Source organism: Zoogloea sp. (assembly GCF_023150065.1).
GTDB lineage: Bacteria > Pseudomonadota > Gammaproteobacteria > Burkholderiales > Rhodocyclaceae > Zoogloea.
Genome location: NZ_JAKLLN010000011.1, coordinates 12,462 through 30,515 on the forward strand (window position 1 = coordinate 12,462; position 18,054 = coordinate 30,515).

Annotated in this window: 23 protein-coding genes and 2 tRNA genes; 18 read left to right on the forward strand and 7 right to left on the reverse strand. The window is 66.6% G+C overall.

Annotated elements, in window-relative coordinates:
• Nucleotides 1–39: 39 nt before the first annotated feature.
• From L6Q67_RS13305 to dksA, 3 genes are read right to left on the reverse strand one after another with little or no spacing between them, the layout of a single operon-like run.
• Nucleotides 40–399 carry a hypothetical protein gene (locus L6Q67_RS13305; protein ID WP_296570091.1) on the reverse strand — a complete coding sequence of 120 codons (360 nt, stop codon included), beginning with the start codon at nucleotides 397–399 and terminating at the stop codon, nucleotides 40–42.
• Nucleotides 396–1,463: a GTP-binding protein gene (locus tag L6Q67_RS13310; RefSeq protein ID WP_296570092.1), complete on the reverse strand. Its 1,068-nt coding sequence runs from the start codon at nucleotides 1,461–1,463 to the stop codon at nucleotides 396–398. The genes L6Q67_RS13305 and L6Q67_RS13310 overlap by 4 nt, the downstream gene beginning before the upstream one ends.
• Nucleotides 1,464–1,500: 37 nt before the next feature.
• Complete coding sequence (dksA, locus tag L6Q67_RS13315; protein ID WP_296570094.1) at nucleotides 1,501–1,935, reverse strand: RNA polymerase-binding protein DksA; 435 nt, start codon at nucleotides 1,933–1,935, stop codon at nucleotides 1,501–1,503.
• A gap of 309 nt (nucleotides 1,936–2,244) precedes the next feature.
• On the opposite strand from dksA, the gene ybgC reads away from it, so the two are divergent.
• From ybgC to infA, 13 genes are all read left to right on the forward strand, one after another.
• On the forward strand, nucleotides 2,245–2,685 hold the full coding sequence (ybgC, locus tag L6Q67_RS13320; RefSeq protein ID WP_296570096.1) for a tol-pal system-associated acyl-CoA thioesterase: 441 nt from the start codon (nucleotides 2,245–2,247) through the stop codon (nucleotides 2,683–2,685).
• Nucleotides 2,686–2,689: 4 nt separating this feature from the next.
• On the forward strand, nucleotides 2,690–3,364 hold the full coding sequence (tolQ, locus tag L6Q67_RS13325; RefSeq protein ID WP_296409038.1) for a protein TolQ: 675 nt from the start codon (nucleotides 2,690–2,692) through the stop codon (nucleotides 3,362–3,364).
• Between the two features lie 19 nt (nucleotides 3,365–3,383).
• Nucleotides 3,384–3,797, forward strand: coding sequence for a protein TolR (gene tolR, locus L6Q67_RS13330; protein WP_296570097.1), 414 nt, complete (start codon nucleotides 3,384–3,386; stop codon nucleotides 3,795–3,797).
• Between the two features lie 8 nt (nucleotides 3,798–3,805).
• Nucleotides 3,806–4,699, forward strand: a complete 894-nt coding sequence (locus L6Q67_RS13335; RefSeq protein WP_296570098.1) for an energy transducer TonB — start codon at nucleotides 3,806–3,808, stop codon at nucleotides 4,697–4,699.
• A 21-nt stretch (nucleotides 4,700–4,720) separates the two neighbouring features.
• On the forward strand, nucleotides 4,721–6,004 hold the full coding sequence (gene tolB / locus L6Q67_RS13340; RefSeq protein WP_296570100.1) for a Tol-Pal system beta propeller repeat protein TolB: 1,284 nt from the start codon (nucleotides 4,721–4,723) through the stop codon (nucleotides 6,002–6,004).
• A 61-nt stretch (nucleotides 6,005–6,065) separates the two neighbouring features.
• Nucleotides 6,066–6,623: a peptidoglycan-associated lipoprotein Pal gene (pal, locus tag L6Q67_RS13345; RefSeq protein ID WP_296570101.1), complete on the forward strand. Its 558-nt coding sequence runs from the start codon at nucleotides 6,066–6,068 to the stop codon at nucleotides 6,621–6,623.
• The gene (gene ybgF, locus L6Q67_RS13350) at nucleotides 6,623–7,375 is read left to right on the forward strand and encodes a tol-pal system protein YbgF (RefSeq protein WP_296570103.1); all 753 of its coding nucleotides are present in this window, start codon (nucleotides 6,623–6,625) and stop codon (nucleotides 7,373–7,375) included. The genes pal and ybgF overlap by 1 nt, the downstream gene beginning before the upstream one ends.
• Nucleotides 7,376–7,428: 53 nt before the next feature.
• Nucleotides 7,429–8,088: a 7-carboxy-7-deazaguanine synthase QueE gene (gene queE / locus L6Q67_RS13355; protein ID WP_296570104.1), complete on the forward strand. Its 660-nt coding sequence runs from the start codon at nucleotides 7,429–7,431 to the stop codon at nucleotides 8,086–8,088.
• A gap of 69 nt (nucleotides 8,089–8,157) precedes the next feature.
• Nucleotides 8,158–8,841: a 7-cyano-7-deazaguanine synthase QueC gene (gene queC, locus L6Q67_RS13360; protein WP_296570106.1), complete on the forward strand. Its 684-nt coding sequence runs from the start codon at nucleotides 8,158–8,160 to the stop codon at nucleotides 8,839–8,841.
• Nucleotides 8,842–8,854: 13 nt separating this feature from the next.
• Nucleotides 8,855–9,961 (forward strand): YeeE/YedE family protein, encoded by a 1,107-nt coding sequence (locus tag L6Q67_RS13365; RefSeq protein WP_296570107.1) that lies wholly within the window; start codon nucleotides 8,855–8,857, stop codon nucleotides 9,959–9,961.
• Nucleotides 9,962–10,001: 40 nt separating this feature from the next.
• A tRNA-Lys gene (locus L6Q67_RS13370) sits at nucleotides 10,002–10,077 on the forward strand.
• Between the two features lie 38 nt (nucleotides 10,078–10,115).
• A tRNA-Lys gene (locus tag L6Q67_RS13375) sits at nucleotides 10,116–10,191 on the forward strand.
• 272 nt (nucleotides 10,192–10,463) lie between these two features.
• Complete coding sequence (gene infA, locus L6Q67_RS13380; RefSeq protein WP_296409047.1) at nucleotides 10,464–10,727, forward strand: translation initiation factor IF-1; 264 nt, start codon at nucleotides 10,464–10,466, stop codon at nucleotides 10,725–10,727.
• 81 nt (nucleotides 10,728–10,808) lie between these two features.
• Here infA and L6Q67_RS13385 read toward each other — a convergent pair whose 3' ends face one another.
• The gene (locus L6Q67_RS13385; protein ID WP_296570109.1) at nucleotides 10,809–12,371 is read right to left on the reverse strand and encodes an ATP-binding protein; all 1,563 of its coding nucleotides are present in this window, start codon (nucleotides 12,369–12,371) and stop codon (nucleotides 10,809–10,811) included.
• A gap of 220 nt (nucleotides 12,372–12,591) precedes the next feature.
• On the opposite strand from L6Q67_RS13385, the gene L6Q67_RS13390 reads away from it, so the two are divergent.
• The gene (locus L6Q67_RS13390) at nucleotides 12,592–13,098 is read left to right on the forward strand and encodes a phasin family protein (RefSeq protein WP_296570110.1); all 507 of its coding nucleotides are present in this window, start codon (nucleotides 12,592–12,594) and stop codon (nucleotides 13,096–13,098) included.
• Nucleotides 13,099–13,149: 51 nt separating this feature from the next.
• Here the strand turns inward: L6Q67_RS13390 and L6Q67_RS13395 are convergent, their stop codons facing one another.
• Complete coding sequence (locus L6Q67_RS13395; RefSeq protein WP_296570112.1) at nucleotides 13,150–13,866, reverse strand: uracil-DNA glycosylase family protein; 717 nt, start codon at nucleotides 13,864–13,866, stop codon at nucleotides 13,150–13,152.
• A 24-nt stretch (nucleotides 13,867–13,890) separates the two neighbouring features.
• Nucleotides 13,891–15,153, reverse strand: coding sequence for an AmpG family muropeptide MFS transporter (locus L6Q67_RS13400; protein WP_296570114.1), 1,263 nt, complete (start codon nucleotides 15,151–15,153; stop codon nucleotides 13,891–13,893).
• A gap of 113 nt (nucleotides 15,154–15,266) precedes the next feature.
• On the opposite strand from L6Q67_RS13400, the gene L6Q67_RS13405 reads away from it, so the two are divergent.
• Both L6Q67_RS13405 and L6Q67_RS13410 read left to right on the forward strand, forming a co-directional pair.
• Nucleotides 15,267–15,581, forward strand: coding sequence for a hypothetical protein (locus tag L6Q67_RS13405; RefSeq protein WP_296570116.1), 315 nt, complete (start codon nucleotides 15,267–15,269; stop codon nucleotides 15,579–15,581).
• A gap of 24 nt (nucleotides 15,582–15,605) precedes the next feature.
• A complete protein-coding gene (locus L6Q67_RS13410; protein WP_296570118.1) occupies nucleotides 15,606–16,094 on the forward strand; it encodes an isoprenylcysteine carboxylmethyltransferase family protein in 489 nt (162 codons plus the stop codon).
• Between the two features lie 9 nt (nucleotides 16,095–16,103).
• Here the strand turns inward: L6Q67_RS13410 and L6Q67_RS13415 are convergent, their stop codons facing one another.
• The gene (locus L6Q67_RS13415) at nucleotides 16,104–17,042 is read right to left on the reverse strand and encodes a diguanylate cyclase (RefSeq protein WP_296570119.1); all 939 of its coding nucleotides are present in this window, start codon (nucleotides 17,040–17,042) and stop codon (nucleotides 16,104–16,106) included.
• A gap of 144 nt (nucleotides 17,043–17,186) precedes the next feature.
• On the opposite strand from L6Q67_RS13415, the gene L6Q67_RS13420 reads away from it, so the two are divergent.
• Together L6Q67_RS13420 and L6Q67_RS13425 are read left to right on the forward strand one after the other, a co-directional pair.
• Nucleotides 17,187–17,780: a cytochrome c oxidase subunit 3 family protein gene (locus L6Q67_RS13420; protein WP_296570121.1), complete on the forward strand. Its 594-nt coding sequence runs from the start codon at nucleotides 17,187–17,189 to the stop codon at nucleotides 17,778–17,780.
• Complete coding sequence (locus tag L6Q67_RS13425; RefSeq protein ID WP_296570123.1) at nucleotides 17,777–18,049, forward strand: cytochrome C oxidase subunit IV family protein; 273 nt, start codon at nucleotides 17,777–17,779, stop codon at nucleotides 18,047–18,049. Before L6Q67_RS13420 ends, L6Q67_RS13425 begins: the two co-directional genes overlap by 4 nt.
• Nucleotides 18,050–18,054: the final 5 nt, after the last annotated feature.

Consider the following 18,054-nt stretch of genomic DNA (forward strand, 5'->3'; position numbering starts at 1 on the left):
CTGGCAGAGCCGGCACCGGTCATCACGAAAGGAACGGAGTCAGGAGAAAGTGGGCGGCCCCCGGGCGTGGGGCCGGGGCAGGCGCAGGGCGCCGGGGAGAAGATCAGGCGCAGCGGGAAGCGTAAGCGCCTGGACATCGACATCCAGCACCGGCACCGCGGGCGGCAGCGCCGCCACCAGGTCGGCCGCCGCCAGGCACAGCAGGCAGGCCTCATGGCGCTCGGCGGCAGGCACGCCACCGTCCCGGGTGGCCTGGGCGACCAGCGTGTCGCCCCGGGCCAGGCTTGCCAGATCGCCCACGTGACCGACGGCATGGGCGGCAGCAAAGATCTGCGCACAGACCAGCAGCAACGCTAGGGCGCTGCGCAGCAGGGCCGAGGAGCGGGCCGGCAACTTCATGCAGCACGCTCCGGCTCGGCCGGACAGAAGCAGGCGAAGGCCTGATCGACGATTTCCCGCGGCAGGTCGCGGACGATGAAGACCAGGCGGGTGGCACGCATCTCATCCGGCCAGGCAGGCAGGGCCGCCTCCGGGTAGCGCAGGTGATGCACGCACTGGATGACACGGGGCAACGCTTCACCCCGGACATGGACGATGCCCTTCACCCGCAGCAGCTGATCGCCCTTGAGCCCCTGCAGCATGTCCAGGGCGGTGGAGAAATCGCCCCAGGCCACCGGCGCGTCGATACGCACCACGAAGGCATGGACCGAGGCGTCGTGACGATTCGCATCGGCCACCGCCGTACGCGCCCGCGGCGCATAAGGGTGGGCTGCCGCACGCGCCGCCACGGCCTCGTCGGCCAGCCAGCGGGCAACATCGGTACTCTTGCGGGCCGGGTTCCACAGGCCGCAGTCGAGGACGGCCTCGGGGGCGACGACGCCCTCTTGCACGCGCAGTTGCGGCGCCCCGGGGTTGAGGCCGGCCAGGCGTGCTTCAAGGCTTTCCAGCACTGCGGGGGCAGCCTGGTCGCATTTGGTGATGAGCAGACGATCCGCCATGGCCACCTGCTTGACGGCTTCGGGCTGGCGCGCCAGTTGTTCCGCGCCGAACACGGCATCCACCGCCGTGATCACCCCATCCAGGCGGAAACGCTCGGCGATGAAGAAGTCCTGCATGAGGGTGAACAGCACCGGGGCCGGATCGGCCAGGCCGGTGGTTTCGATGACAATGCGCTCGAGGGCGGGCAGCTCACGGCGCAAGCGGCGCATGAACAGCGCCCGCAGGGTCCGCGTCAGGTCACCACGGACCGTGCAGCACAGGCAACCGGATTCGAGGAGAACGAGGTTTTCGTCGATGTGCTCGACGAGAAGATGATCAATCGGCACGGCGCCGAACTCGTTCATCACCACCACCGTACCCGCCAGCTCGGGCTGGCGCAGCAGGTGATTGAGGACGGTGGTCTTGCCTGCCCCGAGAAATCCGGTAAGCAGGGAGACAGGAATGCGATGCACCGGAACGGTCATGGATTGCGTTGCCGTCCCGGCAAAGCCAGGCCGGGGATTACTCCCCGTACAGCTTCTGGGTACGTTCGCGACGCTCCTGGGCGTCGATGGACAGGGTCGCGGTCGGACGGGCCAGCAGGCGGCCGATACCGATCGGATCACCGGTCTCCTCGCACCAGCCGTATTCGCCTTCGGCGATCCGACCCAGGGCTTCGTCGATCTTCTTGAGCAGCTTGCGCTCCCGGTCACGGACGCGCAGTTCCAGTGCATGCTCCTCTTCCACCGTGGCCCGGTCGGCCGGATCGGCGACGAGTTCGTTCTCGCGCAGATTGGCACCGGTGCTGGCAGCGTTCTCGAGCAGCTCGTCACGCATCCTGGAGAGACGGACCCGGAAGAACTCCAGCTGGGCCGGGTTCATGTAATCGTCTTCCGGCATGGCCAGCATTTCGGCCTCGGTCAGCAGCTTCTCATTGCTTGTCGTGGTTGCAACCATGTCTCATTCCTCCCATGAATCGAATGTCGGGCATCAAGGCCCGGGCCGGCCGGGACTGCAGCCGGTTTCTCGACTCTTACAAGTCCTGCGGGGCATTCTGCCGCAAACAGCTTCGCGATACCTGTGCATCTGTTGTCCGGAACAATGCACAAAACGCACCAGTTCGCGTTCAAGGCCGCGATTCTAGGCACAGGATTGCTGCAATTACAACGTCCCTCAGGCAAACCCGGGCATCGGAGCCAACATTCTGAAACAACGAATGAAGCCCTGCGCTTCGGAACAAGGGGGCTCATACTGTAAAATGTTGCGATGCACGCGCCGAAACACCCCGTAAACAACCCGCACAAACCCGGCTTCACGCTACCGGTGCGGGTTTACTACGAGGATACCGACGCTGCAGGCGTCGTGTACTACGCCAACTACCTCAAATTCTGCGAGCGGGCCCGGACCGACTGGTTGCGCGCCACCGGCTTCGGGCAGAAAGCCCTGGCTGCCGAGCAGCATATCGTATTTGTCGTCCGTACCGTGAAGGCCGATTACCTCCAGGCCGCCGTGCTCGACGACGAACTCGAGGTACGCACCACCATCGAGCGCCTCGGCGGCGCCAGCCTGGTGTTTGCCCAGAAGATCCTGCGCGACGGCCAGATCATCTTCAACGCCCTGATCACCATCGCCTGCATCGACCTCGACTCCCGCAAGGCCGCCCCGATCCCCCCTGCTGTGCGCGCACAGTTCGCCACCCTGGTTTAATCCGATGAACGTCACCGAAGATCTTTCCATCCTGTCCCTGATCGCCAACGCCAGCCTGCTGGTGAAGCTGGTGATGGCCCTGCTGGGCACCGTGTCCTTCATGTCCTGGTACTGGATCTTCCGCAAGTGGTTCGCCATCCGCGACGCCAAGAAGAAGACCGATCTCTTCGAACGCGACTTCTGGAGCGGCGGTGACCTCAACGCCCTGTACCAGAGCGCCGCCACCAGCCGCCACGAGGCCGCCGGCATGGAGCGCATCTTTGAAGCCGGCTACCGGGAATTCGCCAAGCTGCGCGGCAAGAGCCTCGACCACGGGGCGGTGATGGACGGCGCCCGCCGGGCCATGCGCGCCACCTACCAGCGCGAGGTGGACGACCTGGAAGCCCACCTGGCCTTCCTCGCCTCCGTCGGCTCGGTGTCCCCCTACGTCGGCCTGTTCGGCACCGTGTGGGGCATCATGAACGCCTTCCGCGGTCTCTCCAACGTCGGCTCCGCCACCCTCGCCCACGTCGCCCCCGGCATTGCCGAGGCCCTGGTGGCCACCGCCATCGGCCTGTTCGCCGCCATCCCCGCTGTCGTGGCCTACAACCGCTTCGCCCACGACATCGACCGCATCGCCATCCGCTTCGAGAGCTTCACCGAGGAGTTCCTGAACATCCTCCAGCGCCAGCTGCGCTGATCGCCGGAGCCCCGACGCCATGCGCCAACGCCGCCTGATGAACCAGATCAACGTCGTGCCCTACATCGACGTGATGCTGGTGCTGCTCGTGATCTTCATGGTCACCGCGCCGATGATCCAGTCCGGCTCGGTGAACCTGCCCAGCGTGGACAAGGTCCCCGCCCCGCCCACCGACGCCATGGTGGTGCAGGTCAAGCCCGACGGTGAGCTGGCCCTGCGCCAGACCAGCGGCTCCCCCGAGAAGGCCCTCAACCGCAAGGACCTGATCGGCGAGGTGCAGGCCGCCGTGTCCGCCAACCCGGGCCAGTCGGTGATCATCGCCGCCGACAAGAGCGTCAAGTACGAGCTGGTGATGAACACCCTCAACGACCTGCGCAACGCGGGTGTCAATAAAGTCGGCCTGCAGACGCAGGTCGGCAAGTCGTCCCGATGAATCCAGCAATGCCCGCCAACGAGCGGGGCAAGTGGTCGTCCCTGGCCCTGGCTGCGGGGGTGCACATCGCCCTCGGCATGTTCCTGTTCTACGGCGTGCGCTGGCAGAACCGCCTGCCCGACGCCGTGGAAGTGGAGCTGGTGAGCGCGCCCTTGCCCGCCGCCGTGGTGGCGCCTCCGCCCCCCCCTGCTCCGCCCCGCCCAGCCCCCCGGCCGGCGCCCCCCGAGCCCGACGACGAGCCGGAGCCCGCACCGCCGCCGCGCAAGCACCCGGACATCGCCATCAAGGCGCCGGAACCCAAGAAGACACCGCCCAAGCCGGTCAAAGAGGTCGAAAAGCCCCCCAAGCCGGACCCGAAGCCCGAGCCCAGGCCCAAACCGGAACCCAAACCGAAGCCTGAGCCGAAACCCGAACCGGCAAAGGTCGAGAAGCCGGTCAAGCCGGTGGAAAAGCCGGTCAAGACCGACAAGAATGCCAAGGCCGATGCCGAGAAGGCCCGGGAGCTGGAAGATCGCCGCATGCGCGAGCTGATGGCCCGGGACTCGGAAAAAGCTAAGCAAACGGGCGAAATCCAGAAGGAGCTCGCACGACTTGCCAATGAACAGGCCAAGGCGGCCAACAGCAAGGCACTGAGGGCTTACACGAATAAGATTGCTTCGAAAGTGAAGGGCAACATCGTCCTTCCGCCCGGAGTATCCGGCGATCCCTATGCAGTTTTTTACGTAGATCAGCTACCGGACGGCTCAGTAATCGAGGTCCGACTCAGGCGCTCTACAGGAAATCCGCAACTGGATGCAGCTATCGAACGTGCGATCCAGAAATCAAGCCCTCTGCCAAAGCCAGACAAACCGGAACTATTTGAACGAACTCTGAATTTCGAGTTCTACCCGCTCCGCGACTAAACCCACGGTGACCCCACACCCATGACCCAACGCATCCTGACCTTCCTGCGCGGCACGGCCACCGTCTGCGCGCTGGCCCTTGCGTCCCTGGCACAGGCCCAGCTTTCCATCGAGATCACCGGCGCCGGCGCCAACCGCATGCCGGTGGCCATCGCTAGCTTCGAGGGCGAAAGTACCCTGCCCCGCGCCGTCACCGACGTAGTGCGCGCCGACCTGGAGCGCAGCGGCCTGTTCAAGATGGTCGAGCTCGGCCCCTCGCCCATGGGCGCCGATACACCGCCCGACTTCGGCCGCGTGCGCTCCCGCGGTGCAGATGCCTTTGCCGTAGGCACCGTTGCCCCCTCGGGCAGCGGCCGCTACCAGGTGCAGTTCCGCCTCTTCGATGCCGCCAAGCAGGTCAGTCTGGGCAGCCAGGCCATGGTGATGGCCCCCAACCAGTACCGCACCACCGGCCATCGCATTGCCGACTTCATCTACGAGAAGCTCACCGGCGAGCCCGGCGTGTTCTCCACCCGCATCGCCTACGTGCTGAAATCCGGTCCGCGCTACGAGCTGCAGATCGCCGACGCCGACGGCAGCAACGCCCAGACCGCCCTGGCCTCCAAGGAACCGATCATCTCCCCGGCCTGGTCGCCCGACGGCACCCGCCTGGCCTATGTGTCCTTCGAGGCCAAGAAGCCGGTGGTGTACGTGCACTCCCTGGCCACCGGCCAGCGCAACGTGGCTGCCAACTTCAAGGGCTCCAATTCGGCCCCGGCCTGGTCGCCCGACGGCCGCCGCCTGGCGGTGGTCCTGACCAAGGACGGCCAGTCCCAGCTCTACTCGGTCAACGCCGACGGCTCCGGCGTGCAGCGCCTGGCCTCCTCCTCGGGCATCGACACCGAGCCGGCCTGGTCCACCGACGGCTGGATCTACTTCACCTCCGACCGGGGCGGCAGCCCGCAGATCTACCGGGTTCCGGCCGGCGGCGGCGACGCCCAGCGGGTCAGCTTCGAAGGCAGCTACAACGTCAGCCCGCGCCCGTCTCCCGATGGCAAGAGCCTGGTCTATGTGTCCCGTAACGGCGGCCGCTTCCAGGTCACCATGCTCGACCTGGGCTCCCGCCAGACCCAAATCCTGACCGACTCGGCCAAGGACGAATCCCCCAGCTTCGCCCCCAACGGGCGCATGGTGCTCTACGCCACCGAAGTCGGCGGCCGCGGCGTACTGGCCGCCGTGTCGTCCGACGGTCGTGTCAAGCAGCGTCTGTCGGTACAATCCGGCGACGTCCGCGAACCCGCCTGGGGTCCGCAGCCGCGCAACTGACACCTATAAAACCTACACTCCCTTCCCACCCCGCCCCTTGCTTGCTCCCGGAGCCCACACCATGAAGTACACCCGCGTTGCCCTGTCCCTGATCACCGTCGGCCTGCTGGCCGCCTGCACCTCTTCCCCCCCCACCGATGGCCAGAGCGCCGTCGCCGTCGAAGACCGCTCCAGCGGTGCTGCCAGCTCCGGCGTGGATAACAGCCGTGTTGTCCCCGTCGACGCCGGCTCCGCCAATGGCAAGAGCGCCTACCCCGAGCTCAAGGACCCCAAGAGCGTCCTGTCCAAGCGCAGCGTGCTGTTCGACTACGACAGCTACGTGATCAAAGACCAGTACCGCTCGCTGGTTGAAGCCCACGCCAAGTTCCTGACCAGCCACCCCAACGTCAAGATGCTGATCCAGGGCAACACCGACGAACGCGGCAGCCGCGAGTACAACCTGGCCCTCGGCCAGAAGCGTGCCGACGCCGTCAAGAAAGCCCTGACCCTGCTGGGCGTGTCCGAAGGCCAGCTCGAGTCCGTCAGCCTCGGCGAAGAAAAGCCCAGCTGCGGCGATGCCAGCGAGTCCTGCTGGTCCGCCAACCGTCGCGGCGACATGCTTTATTCGGGTGAATTCTGATGTTCCGGCGCCTTCTGCCCCGCCTGACGGCAGCACTGCTGGCGGGGCTGATCATCGCCCCGGCCCAGGCCGGCCTGTTTGACGACGATGAAGCCCGGGCGCGCATCAATGCCATGCGCACCGAGCTCAGCGGCCGTCTCGACAAGCTGGAAGCGAGCGCCCGGGCCCAGCTCGAGCTCGCCAACCAGATCGACCTGCTGAAAACCGAGATCGCCCGCCTGCGCGGTGAAAACGAGGTGCTCAGCAACGACCTGGCCAATGCCATCAAGCGGCAGAAGGACTTTTACCTCGATCTCGACAACCGCCTGCGCAAACTCGAGACCCCCGCCGCCAGCACCGACGCCGCCCCCCAGGCTGCGCCGGCGGCGGCGGCCGTCGACCCGGCAGCGGAGAGCCGCGACTACGAAGCGGCGCTGACCCAGCTGCGCGGCGGCAAGTACAAGGAAGCCGCAGGCAGCTTCATCGCCTTCACCAAGGCTTACCCGAACAGCAGCTTCCTGCCCAGCGCCCACTTCTGGGCTGCCAGCGCCCTGTATCAGCAGAAAGACAACATCGGCGCCGCCGAACACTACGGCAAGGTGGCCAACCAGTGGCCCGACGACAGCCGTGCGCCGGACGCCCTGCTCGGCCTGGCCAGCACCCAGCAGGCCCGCAACGACAACGTCGGCGCCACCCGCAGCCTCGAGAAGCTGGTCTCCCGCTACCCGAGCAGCTCGGCCGCGCAGATTGCCCGGCAACGCCTGAAGAAGTGAAAAACCCGCCAGCCCCGGGCCCGTCGGCCGGGGCTGTCACCGCACGCTCCGCCATGCCCTCTACCGGTCGCCCCGTCACCCTCCGCATCACCGAGATCTTCCACTCCCTCCAGGGTGAAACCTCCCGGGCCGGCCTGCCCACGGTCTTCGTGCGCCTCACCGGTTGCCCCCTGCGCTGCAGCTGGTGCGACACCGAGTATTCCTTCACCGGCGGCACTACCCGCAACCTCGACGACATCCTGGCCGACGTCGCTTCACACCACTGCCAGACGGTCTGCGTGACCGGCGGCGAGCCGCTCTCCCAGAAAAACTGCCTGCCCCTGCTGAGCGCCCTGTGCGATGCCGGCTATTCGGTCTCCCTGGAAACCAGCGGCGCCATCGACATCTCCGGGGTGGACCCGCGGGTGTCACGCATCATGGACCTCAAGGCCCCCGGCTCCGGCGAGGAGGCCCGCAACCTGTTGACCAACATTCCCCTGCTCACCCGGCACGACGAACTCAAGCTGGTGCTGGCCGGAGAGGCCGACTACGCATGGGCCAAGGCCCAGATCGCCGAATACGGCCTGACCGAACGCTGCCCGGTGCTGCTGGCGCCGGTGCAGGGCCAGTTGCAGCCGGCCGACCTGGCAGCCTGGATCCTGCGTGACCGGCTGCCGGTGCGCATGCAGGTCCAGCTCCACAAAATCATCTGGGGCAACGAACCCGGCCGCTGAATCCGTCCGGCGGTCGTGCCCCGTCGACCGCCGGTCGACGTTACTATTTTCCGAGACACCGGAGAAATCATGACTACCCCACGCCCCCGCGCCCTCGTCCTGCTCTCGGGCGGGCTTGATTCCGCCACCTGCCTGGCCATCGCCCGTGCCGAAGGCTTCGACGCCTATGCCCTGTCGGTCGAATACGGCCAGCGCCACGCCGCCGAGCTCGCCGCCGCCCAGCGCGTGGCCAAGGCTCTCGGCGCCAGCGCCCACCGGGTCGCCCACGTGGACCTGGGCCAGTTCGGCGGCTCCGCCCTCACCGACCCGGCCCTGGCCGTACCTACCGACGGCCTGGAAGGCGGCATCCCGATCACCTACGTCCCGGCCCGCAACACCATCATGCTGTCCATCGCCCTGGCCTGGGCCGAGGTGCTAGAGGCCGACCACATTTACGTCGGCGTCAATGCGGTAGACTACTCGGGCTACCCCGACTGCCGCCCGGCCTTCATCAACGCCTTCGAAGCCATGGCCAACCTCGCCACCAAGGCAGGCGTGGAGGGCCACAAGCTGCACATCCACGCCCCGCTGATCGACCTCTCCAAGGCCGACATCATTCGCCGTGGCACCGCCCTGGGGGTGGATTACGGCCTCACCGTGTCCTGCTACCAGGCGGACGACGAGGGCCGCGCCTGCGGCCTGTGCGACGCCTGCCGGCTGCGCCGGGCCGGCTTCGAAGCCGCCGGTGTAGCCGACCCGACCCCATACCGCTGACCCCTGCCCGGCCATGGACGCCAGCACGCCCCTCCCCCTCGCTCCGGCCACCCTGGCCTGGCTGGCGTTTGCCATCGGCGGCGTGTTCGGCCTGGCCGCCCAGCGCAGCAACTTCTGCACCATGGGGGCCATCGCCGACATCCTCATCATGGAGGACTGGACCCGTCTGCGCATGTGGGCCCTGGCCGCCGCCACCGCCATCGCCGGCACCACCGCCTTGCAGATGAACGGGCTGATCGACGTGCATGGCTCCATTTACACCGGCGCCCGCCTGCCCTGGCTGTCCCACATCGTCGGCGGCGCCCTCTTCGGCATCGGCATGACCCTGGCCTCCGGCTGCGGCGCCAAGACCCTGGTACGCCTTGGCGGCGGCAACCTCAAGTCACTGGTGGTCTTCGTCTTCCTCGGGCTTTCCGCCTACATGACGCTCCGCGGCCTTTTTGGCGGCTGGCGCAGCGCCTGGCTCGACCCCTTCGTCGTCCAGTTCGACACCCACCAGGACCTTCCCACCCTGATCGCGACCCGTTTCGCTCTCGACATCCGCAGCGCCTGGCTGGCCTGCGCCGTGGTGGCGGCCGGCGGCCTCGGCCTGTTCGCCCTGTCGAGCCGTGAGATGTGGCGCCCCGCCCCCCTGTTCGGCAGCCTCGCCATCGGCGCCACCATCGTGGCGGGCTGGACCCTGAGCGGCTACCTGGGCTACCTGCCTGAAGATCCGGAGACCCTCGAACCGGCCTTCCTGGCCACCAACAGCGGGCGCATGGAATCCCTCAGCTTCGTCGCCCCCCTCGCTTACTCCCTTGATCTGCTGATGCTGTGGACCGACAAGAGCCGCAGCGTCACTCTGGGTATCGCCCTGACGCTCGGCGTCATTGCCGGCTCCCTGCTGGCCGCGCTGCTCGGCCGCAGCTTCCGGATCGAGAGCTTTCGTGACGCCCCCGACCTGGCCCGCCACCTCGCCGGCGCCATGCTGATGGGCTTTGGCGGCGTCACCGCCCTGGGCTGCACCATCGGCCAGGGACTGAGCGGATTGTCCACCCTGGCCCTCGGCGCAGCCCTCACCGTGGCCGCAATTGTGGCGGGCGCCAGCCTGTCGATAAAAATTCAGCTACGAAACGCTTGACGTAATTTTTGGTAGGGCTATAATGCGCGTCTCTTCCGGGGGGTCGGTAGCTCAGTCGGTAGAGCAGCGGACTTTTAATCCGTTGGTCGCGAGTTCGAATCTCGCCCGACCCACCAACCGTTGGTGGGGCTATAATACCGGCTCCTGTAAGAATGGGTTGTTAGCTCAGTTGGTAGAGCAGCGGACTCTTAATCCGTAGGTCGAGTGTTCGAGCCACTCACAACCCACCAGATTGCAGAGACAAGGCCACCCAACGCGGTGGCCTTGTTTTTTGGTGCATCAGGAGGAAACTCCACGCATCGGGCAGCAGTACAACAGTGTTCATCTTCGCCTGCGATTCTGTTCGTGGGCACCCGTCGCCGGCCCGCCGAACAAAGAGCCGACATTCGATCGCCATCGCCCCTTCAGGCCTCGGCGCAAACTGGCCCACCACGGCGGTGGCGGGCCGCGGCCGACACGCCCCACACAGGGACGCCGCCCGGCCACCCACAAGGAGCCCGACATGGCCAAGGAAGAACTGATTGAAATGCATGGCAGCGTCACCGAAGTGCTGCCCGACGGTCGTTACCGCGTCACCCTCGACAACGGCCACACCCTGATCGCCTACTCCGGCGGCAAGCTGAAGAAGAACCACATCCGCATCATCGCCGGCGATGAAGTGACCCTCGAAATGTCGCCCTACGATCTGTCCAAGGGCCGCATCACCTTCCGCCACCTGCCGGCACGCCCCGGCGGTGCGCCGTCGCCGGCCCCGCGCCGCTACTGAGCGACATGCCCTGAAGCCCCTGCCGGAAACGCCAGGGGCTTTTTTGTATCCGTACGCGCCGGCCGAAAGGGGGCCAAGAGCTCAGCCCGGGGCCTGGCGCGGCAACCACACCCGGAAGGTGCTGCCACGCCCCGGCTCGCTGCGCACGTCGATGCGGCCACCGTGCTTGCTGACAATGTCGTAGGAGATGGACAAGCCCAGCCCCGTCCCCTTGCCGACCGGCTTGGTGGTGTAGAAGGGGTCAAAGATCCGCGCCAGCACTTCCGGGCGCATGCCCCTGCCGCTGTCCTCGACTTCAATCCAGACCTGCTCGGCGTCATGCCCGCTGCGCACGGTGATGACGCCCCGCGCCTCGATGGCCTGGGCGGCGTTGACCAGCAGGTTCATCACCACCTGGTTGATCTGGGCGGGCAGACAGGGCACCCGCGGCAGCGCGGCATCGTACTGGCGCACCACCTCGGCCTTGTACTTGATCTCGTTCCAGACCACGTTGAGGGTGCATTCGATGCCGGCATTGAGGTCGGCTTCCTGCCATTCGGCGCTGTCCAGGCGGGAGAATTCCTTCAGATCGGCAACGATCTTGCGCACCCGGTCGAGACCATCGCGGGATTCGCGGACGAGGTCGACGCTGTCGGCCTTGATGTAGTCGAAGTCCGCCGCAACGAAATCCGCCTCCGTGGCCGTACCGGCCCGGCACGCCTCCAGCAAGCGGACCATGGCCTCGTTGTAGCCCTTCAGGGCCCCCAGATTGGAATTGACGAAACCCACCGGGTTGTTGATCTCATGGGCGATGCCCGCCGCCAGCACGCCGATGGAGGCCATTTTCTCCGACTGGAGCAACTGCCCGTGGGCTTCCTCCAGTTCCCCGATCTTGCCTGCCAGTTCGAACCAGCGCCGACGCAGCAGCTCCAGCAGCCCCCAGCCCACCGCCGTCACCACCAGCAGGGCCACGCCGTGGGCCAGCACGGTCTGCCGGATGCCGTCGCGGGTGGCCGCCTCGATGGGGCCATAGCCCTGGGACACGCTGATACCCCCGCGCACGTCCCCGACCTTGTAGCCCTGCTTGGCATGGCAGGCCATGCAGCTTTCCTGCACGCGCAAGGGCGCCATGTAGCGCAGCATGGTGCCCCGCGGGCCATTCTCGGTGCCCATGGTCTCCGCCACACCCCGCTCGAAGGCCTCCAGGGAGCGGCGCTCCCAGTCATCGGCCAGATTGGCCGGCCGGATCGGCTTCAGGCTGGTCAGGCGAAACTCCACGCCCCCGTCCGATGCCGCCATGCCGGCGATCAGCCGGGTCATGTAGGCCGGGTTGATCATGGTCATGGCCACCCCGTCAGTGGTCATCACGTCCCGCCGGGCGTGCTCCAAATAGGGATTGGGCTGGGTGTCCGGTGTAACCGGCACATACACACCGCCATGGCTGGCGTTCCAGTTGCGGGTCAGCATGACCATGCGGAACATGTTGCGCGCCCCTTCGATGGCCACCCGCGTGGACTGCTCGCGGATCTCGGTGATCTGCAGTTCCAGGGAAGCCAGCACCACCACCGCCCACACTGCCAGGGGCAGCAGCCACCAGGCCCGCGAGCGGATGAGCTTGGGAATCGAACGAAGCCTGGCCGGGCCAAGCGGTGCTGAAGCGGACATGAGCGGATGATCGGAACGGAGTCCAGGCTTATAACGGCGCCACCGCCGTCAAACTGACCCCGGAAGAAACGATCATCCTGCTTTTCCCATCAAGCAGACTCTTGACGGCGGGCAACTACGCCCGATGGCGGAGCGTTTAAGGTACCTGTCTGGGCCGACCTCGGCCCCACCGATACCGGACAACGCGCCGGCGCAAGCTTCATCGAACAGGAGAGACCCCATGCTCACGCTCCAGCAACTGCTCGATTCGTCGGGCAAGGACAACATCGATGCCCTGCGGACGCTTTACGAAGGGACCTTCGTATGCGCCCAGCGCCTGATCGCATTGAACCTCAGGGCCACCCAGTCGATCATGGAGAGCAACGTCTCGGGCATCAAGGCGGTGATGAGCGCCAAGGGCGTGCCGGGTTTCTGCGAAACCCAGTCGGAGATCGCCCACAAGCTGATCCAGCAGACGGTGGGCTACGCCGTGGACTTCAACGAGGTGATCGCCGAAAACCAGAATGAGCTCTCCGGGCTGCTCAAGGCGCGCTCCAGCTCGCTGGAGAAGGTGATCACCAGCAACAGCGCACCGGAGGCCTACGCAGCCGCGGGCGGGACGATGATGGTGGACGTGGTGCGGACCATGCTCGACGCCGCCACCAACTCGCGCAACTACATGCTGGAGATGGCCCGGCAGGTGGATGCCTCGGTGGCAGGTGGCCTCGACAAGACCAGCGAAACCTGAACACACCTGGCGCGGGGAACGCGGGAGGCCGACCCCATGGTCAGCCTGCGGCTATGCCTCGGGCCAGACCCCCTGCTCGGCCAGCTGGCGACTGGCAGCCTCGCTCCAGCCCCGGTTGGCCGCCGGGCTCGCCGGGCTGGGGTGCAGCACCCGCCCCACCTGCACGGGCAAACCCGCCAGGGCCTGACGGGCCCGCTGCTCGGCCCAGGCCCCCACGCCGATCACCCACTCGGGCTGCAGGGTCTCGATGACCTGTCGCAGATGGCGATCACAGGCCGCCAGCAAGGGGCCCTGCTCCGCTGCCGGGAGCTTGTCGGGGGTGAGGTTGCGCCCCCCCTCGAAAAACGCCAGGGGGCAGTAATTGGCCACGAAATGCTCGGCAAAGAAGGCCTCCGCCGTACCGAAACGCTCGGCAAACAGGCCCCACAGGCGCCGGCCGCTCACCTCCGAGCGGGCACAGGCAAAGCCCTCGATGGGCCGCTTGGGGTTCTCGACGGCGGGCTTCAGCACCTCCGCCTCGATCCCCATCCAGTCCCTCACCACGGCAATCTCGCCAAAGGGCACGCCGGTCTGGACCATGCCGAAGGGGCCCGGGTTCATGCCCACAAACACCACCCGCTTGCGCCCCTGCCCGTAGCGCTGGAGATAGGCCGCGTTGGGCGCCCAGGCGTAGGTCAGGGGGTTGTAGACATGGGACACCGGCGGCGCGAAGCGCATGTCGTCGAGGGTGTCGGAAAGGGCGCGGGCGGCGGTTTCGAGGGAAGTCATGGACACAGGATGCAGGTGAGAGGATCAGGCACTGCCTTCCGGACGCTCGTTCCAGGGTGCCACCTTGAACAGCAGCAGCATGCCGGGAATGGCCAGCACACCGCACAGCAGGAAGAAGTTGTACCAGCCCATGGCCTCCACCAGCCAGCCGGCCGAGGCATTGATGAAGGTACGTGGCACGGCCATCAGGCTGGTGAACAGGGCCAGCTGGGTGGCGGTGTAGGCCGGATGGGTGGTGCGGGCCATGTAGGCCACGAAGGCCGTGGTGCCCAGCCCCACACCCAGCGCCTCCAGGCCGATGACCACCGCCAGCACGCCCAGGCGGGCCGTATCCGACTCGCCCGGCCCCAGCCAGGCCAGCCAGGCAAAGCCGTAGATGGCCACCCACTGCACCACCCCGAAGACCCACAGGGCCCGGTTGATGCCCAGCTTGACCATCCACAGTCCCCCCAGCAGCCCGCCGATCACGCTCGGCCACAACCCGGCGTTCTTGGCGATCAGGCCGATCTCGGTCTTGGAGTAGCCCATGTCCAGATAGAAGGGCGTGGCCAGGGCCGTACACAGGGAGTCACCAAGCTTGTAGAGGAAGATGAAGGCCAGCACCACCAGGGCCGACTGCACCCCGTGACGGCCGAAGAACTCGCGAAAGGGCTCGACCACCGCATCCCGCAGCGTGCGGGGAGCACCGGCCGCCGTGACCGGCTCCTTGACCATCAGGGTCATGGCCAGGCCGGGGGCCATGAACAGGGCCGTCACCAGGAAGACCTGCTGCCAGGGCAGATGGTCCGCCAGCACCAGGGACAGGGAGCCCGGTACCAGCCCGGCCAGCTTGTAGGCGTTCACATGGATGGCGTTGCCGATGCCCAGCTCGATCTCCGGCAGCAACTCGCGCCGATAGGCGTCCAGCACGATGTCCTGGGTGGCCGACAGGAAAGCAATCAGGGCCGTCAGGCCGACGACCATCCCCAGCTCGGCGGTGGGCGACAGGGTGCCAAGCCAAGCGATGGCGCCCAGCAGCACCAGCTGGGTGGCCCCCATCCAGCCTCGCCGCCGCCCCAGCAGGGGCAGGGCGTAGCGATCGAGGAAGGGCGACCAGATGAATTTCCAGGTGTAGGGAAACTGGATCAGCGCAAAGGCGCCGATGGCCTTCAGGGACAGCCCCTCGGTCTTCAGCCAGGCGGGCACCAGGTTGAGCAGCAGGTAGAGGGGCAGGCCCGAAGAGAAGCCGGTCAGCACGCAGATGAGCATGCGGCGGTTGGCGAGGGCGCGCCAGGGGGAGGCTGTCATGGGGAGGCGTCGTTGGAACAAGCGCCCGATGATAACAATCGGTTACTTGATTCCGGCCGCCGGGCACCGAAAAATGCGGGAATCAGGGTAAAAAATATAAGGAGGAGACACGCATGCACCACCTCACCGTCGTATTCCGGGCCGACCGGGAATACGAATTCAATGTCCACGCCACCGACATCGCCAACCTCTCCAGCGAAGCCGCCAGGGAATGGCTGCAGGAGGAATTCGACGAGCTTGAATGCACGCCCAGCAACCCGGTCGGCAAGGTGCTCATCCTCGACGTGATCCTCAACGTCGCCAAGTATGGCGGCGAGCAGCGCTTTGCCCAGGGCGGGGCATGGGCCACCCAGTTTGCCACCTGCGTCGCCGTGGTGCTGGACCGTCCCAGCGTGCGCATCGACGTTCCCGGCTTCGTGGTGGGCTGAGCCCCCACGGAAGCCTCCCACGGCATGAATCTCCCTCCCTGGTGGCAAGGCCGGCGCGGGGAGGGCTATGTGGCCGTACAGGCGGTGCTGTTCGGGCTGCTCCTGTTCGGACCGACCGGCAAAGCGGCCCTGCCCCCATGGCCGGCGGCGCTCGGCAAGGTAGCCCCAGGCTACGGGCTGGTGCTGCTGGTGGTCGGGGTGCTGATTGCCGTGTGCGCCGCCATCGGCCTGGGGCGTAACCTCACGCCCCTGCCCCATCCCCGGGACGACTGCCAGCTGGTGGAAACGGGCCTCTACGCCTGGGTGCGCCACCCGATCTACTGCGGGCTGATCCTTGCCGCCCTGGGCTGGGCCCTGTTCGTTCAGGGCTGGCTGACCCTGGCCTGGGCCGGCCTGCTGCTGGCGTTCTTCGATATCAAGTCACGACGCGAGGAAGCCTGGCTGATGGCCCGCTTTCCAGGCTACGCAGCCTACCGGCGGCGGGTGCGCAAGCTGATTCCCTACCTCTACTGAAACCGCGGCTCAGCCCAGCTCGGCCCGGTTGCGGCCGCCGCGTTTGGCCTGATAGAGATTGGCATCCGCGGTGCGGAACAGGGGTACCAGGGAACCCTCGGCGCGGGCCACGCGAACCCCGCCGACCGACAGGGTTACGACACCCCACCCGGCATTCTCGGCATGGGAGATCGCCGCACCGTGCACTGCCGTGACCACCGCCTGGGCAACCCTGGCATAGCCCTCGGCGGAGACGGCGGGCAGGATCAGCGAGAACTCCTCTCCACCGTAACGGGCCGCGAAGGCACCCCGGGCCAGGCCCGCGGCATTGGCCTTGTCTCCCACGTCGGCCAGGATGCGTGCAATCGCCCGCAGACAGTCGTCACCGGCCTGATGGCCGTAGTGATCGTTGTAGCGCTTGAAGTGGTCCACATCGAGCATCAGCAGGCCGAAGGGTGCCTCCAGGCGCGTCGCCTCGGCCCACTGGTTGTCGAGGCGCAAATCCATGTGGCGTCGGTTGAAGAGGCCGGTCAGGCCGTCATGGCTGGCCAGCGCCTCCAGCTTGCGGTTGGCCCGGGACAGCTCGGCACGCAGGGCCGCGATACGCGCCATGGCCTTCATCTTGGCCTCGAGCACGGCCTCGGGCATCGACTTGGCGATGAAGTCATCCCCCCCCGCCTCGATGGCCATCACCAGGTTTTCGTGGGTGTCGGAGGCGGTCAGGAAGATGATCGGGGTCCAGGCCCAGTCTTCGTTGGCTTCCAGGGCCCGGATCCGCTGGGCGGCCTCGAAACCGTTCATCACCGGCATCTCGATGTCCATCAGCACCAGATCCGGTGGTGCATCCCGGAAGCGGGACAGCGCCACCTCGCCGTTCTCGGCAAAGACCACTTCATGACCAATGGTCGTCAGGCGCGCGCCGATGACCGTTGCCACGGCCCGGGAGTCATCCACCAGCAGAATCCGCATTGCCCCGCCTGCCCATTGTTATAACTAAAGAGATAGTAACGCAGCAAAGCCCCAAAACTTGAGGGGACTTTCCACCCTCCACACATGCCCCGGAACTTGGGACAGATCAAGGCCGGCCGGCCCCACCCCGGCGACACTCCGGACATGGACCTTGCCCCCCCCTCCCCCCCTCCCCATGGCCCGGCCTCGGCACCGCCGGGCGACTTGGCGATCTGGTTCTTCATCCTGGCCGAACTGCTGGCCTTCGGCGTGTTTTTTGCCGCCTACGCCTTTGCCCGGGCCCGCAACGTCGAGCTCTTCGACACCATGCAGCAGACTCTCGACCGCCAGGCCGGCGCCCTCAACACCGTGCTGCTGATCAGCGGCAGCGCCTGCGTGGCCCGGGCCGTGGAAGCTGTCGGAAGAGCCCGCTCCGCCACCGGTGCCCGCTGGCTGCTGGCCGGCATCGCCTGCGGTGGCGGCTTTCTGGTGGTGAAGGGCATCGAATATGCCGACAAGTTCGGCGCCGGCATCAACCTGTCCACCAACACCTTCTACATGTTCTACCTGTCCCTCACCTTCTTTCACTTCATGCACGTCATCCTCGGCATGGTGATCCTGGTGGCCCTGTGGTTCAAAACCCGCCAGGGCGCCTACGGACCGGCGGACATGAACGGCATCGAAAGCGGCGCCGCCTACTGGCACATGGTGGATCTGGTGTGGATCGTCCTCTTTCCGCTGGTCTATGTAATGCGATGAACACCCGCCATCTCAACACCGTCTGGGTCGTGCTGTTGCTGGCCACCCTCGCCACCTTCGCAATCGGCGAGGCGGGCGACACGCTCGGCATCACCGGCCCGGTGGCCATGCTGCTGCTCCTGGCCATCAGCATCGTCAAGGGACGCCTCGTGGTGCTGGACTTCATGGGCCTGCGCGGCGTCAAATTCTTCTGGCGCAGCCTGCTCGTCGGCTGGCTGCTCCTCGTGTCGGCCCTCATCGCCGTCGCCTACTGGATCGCTCTCAAATGAATGCC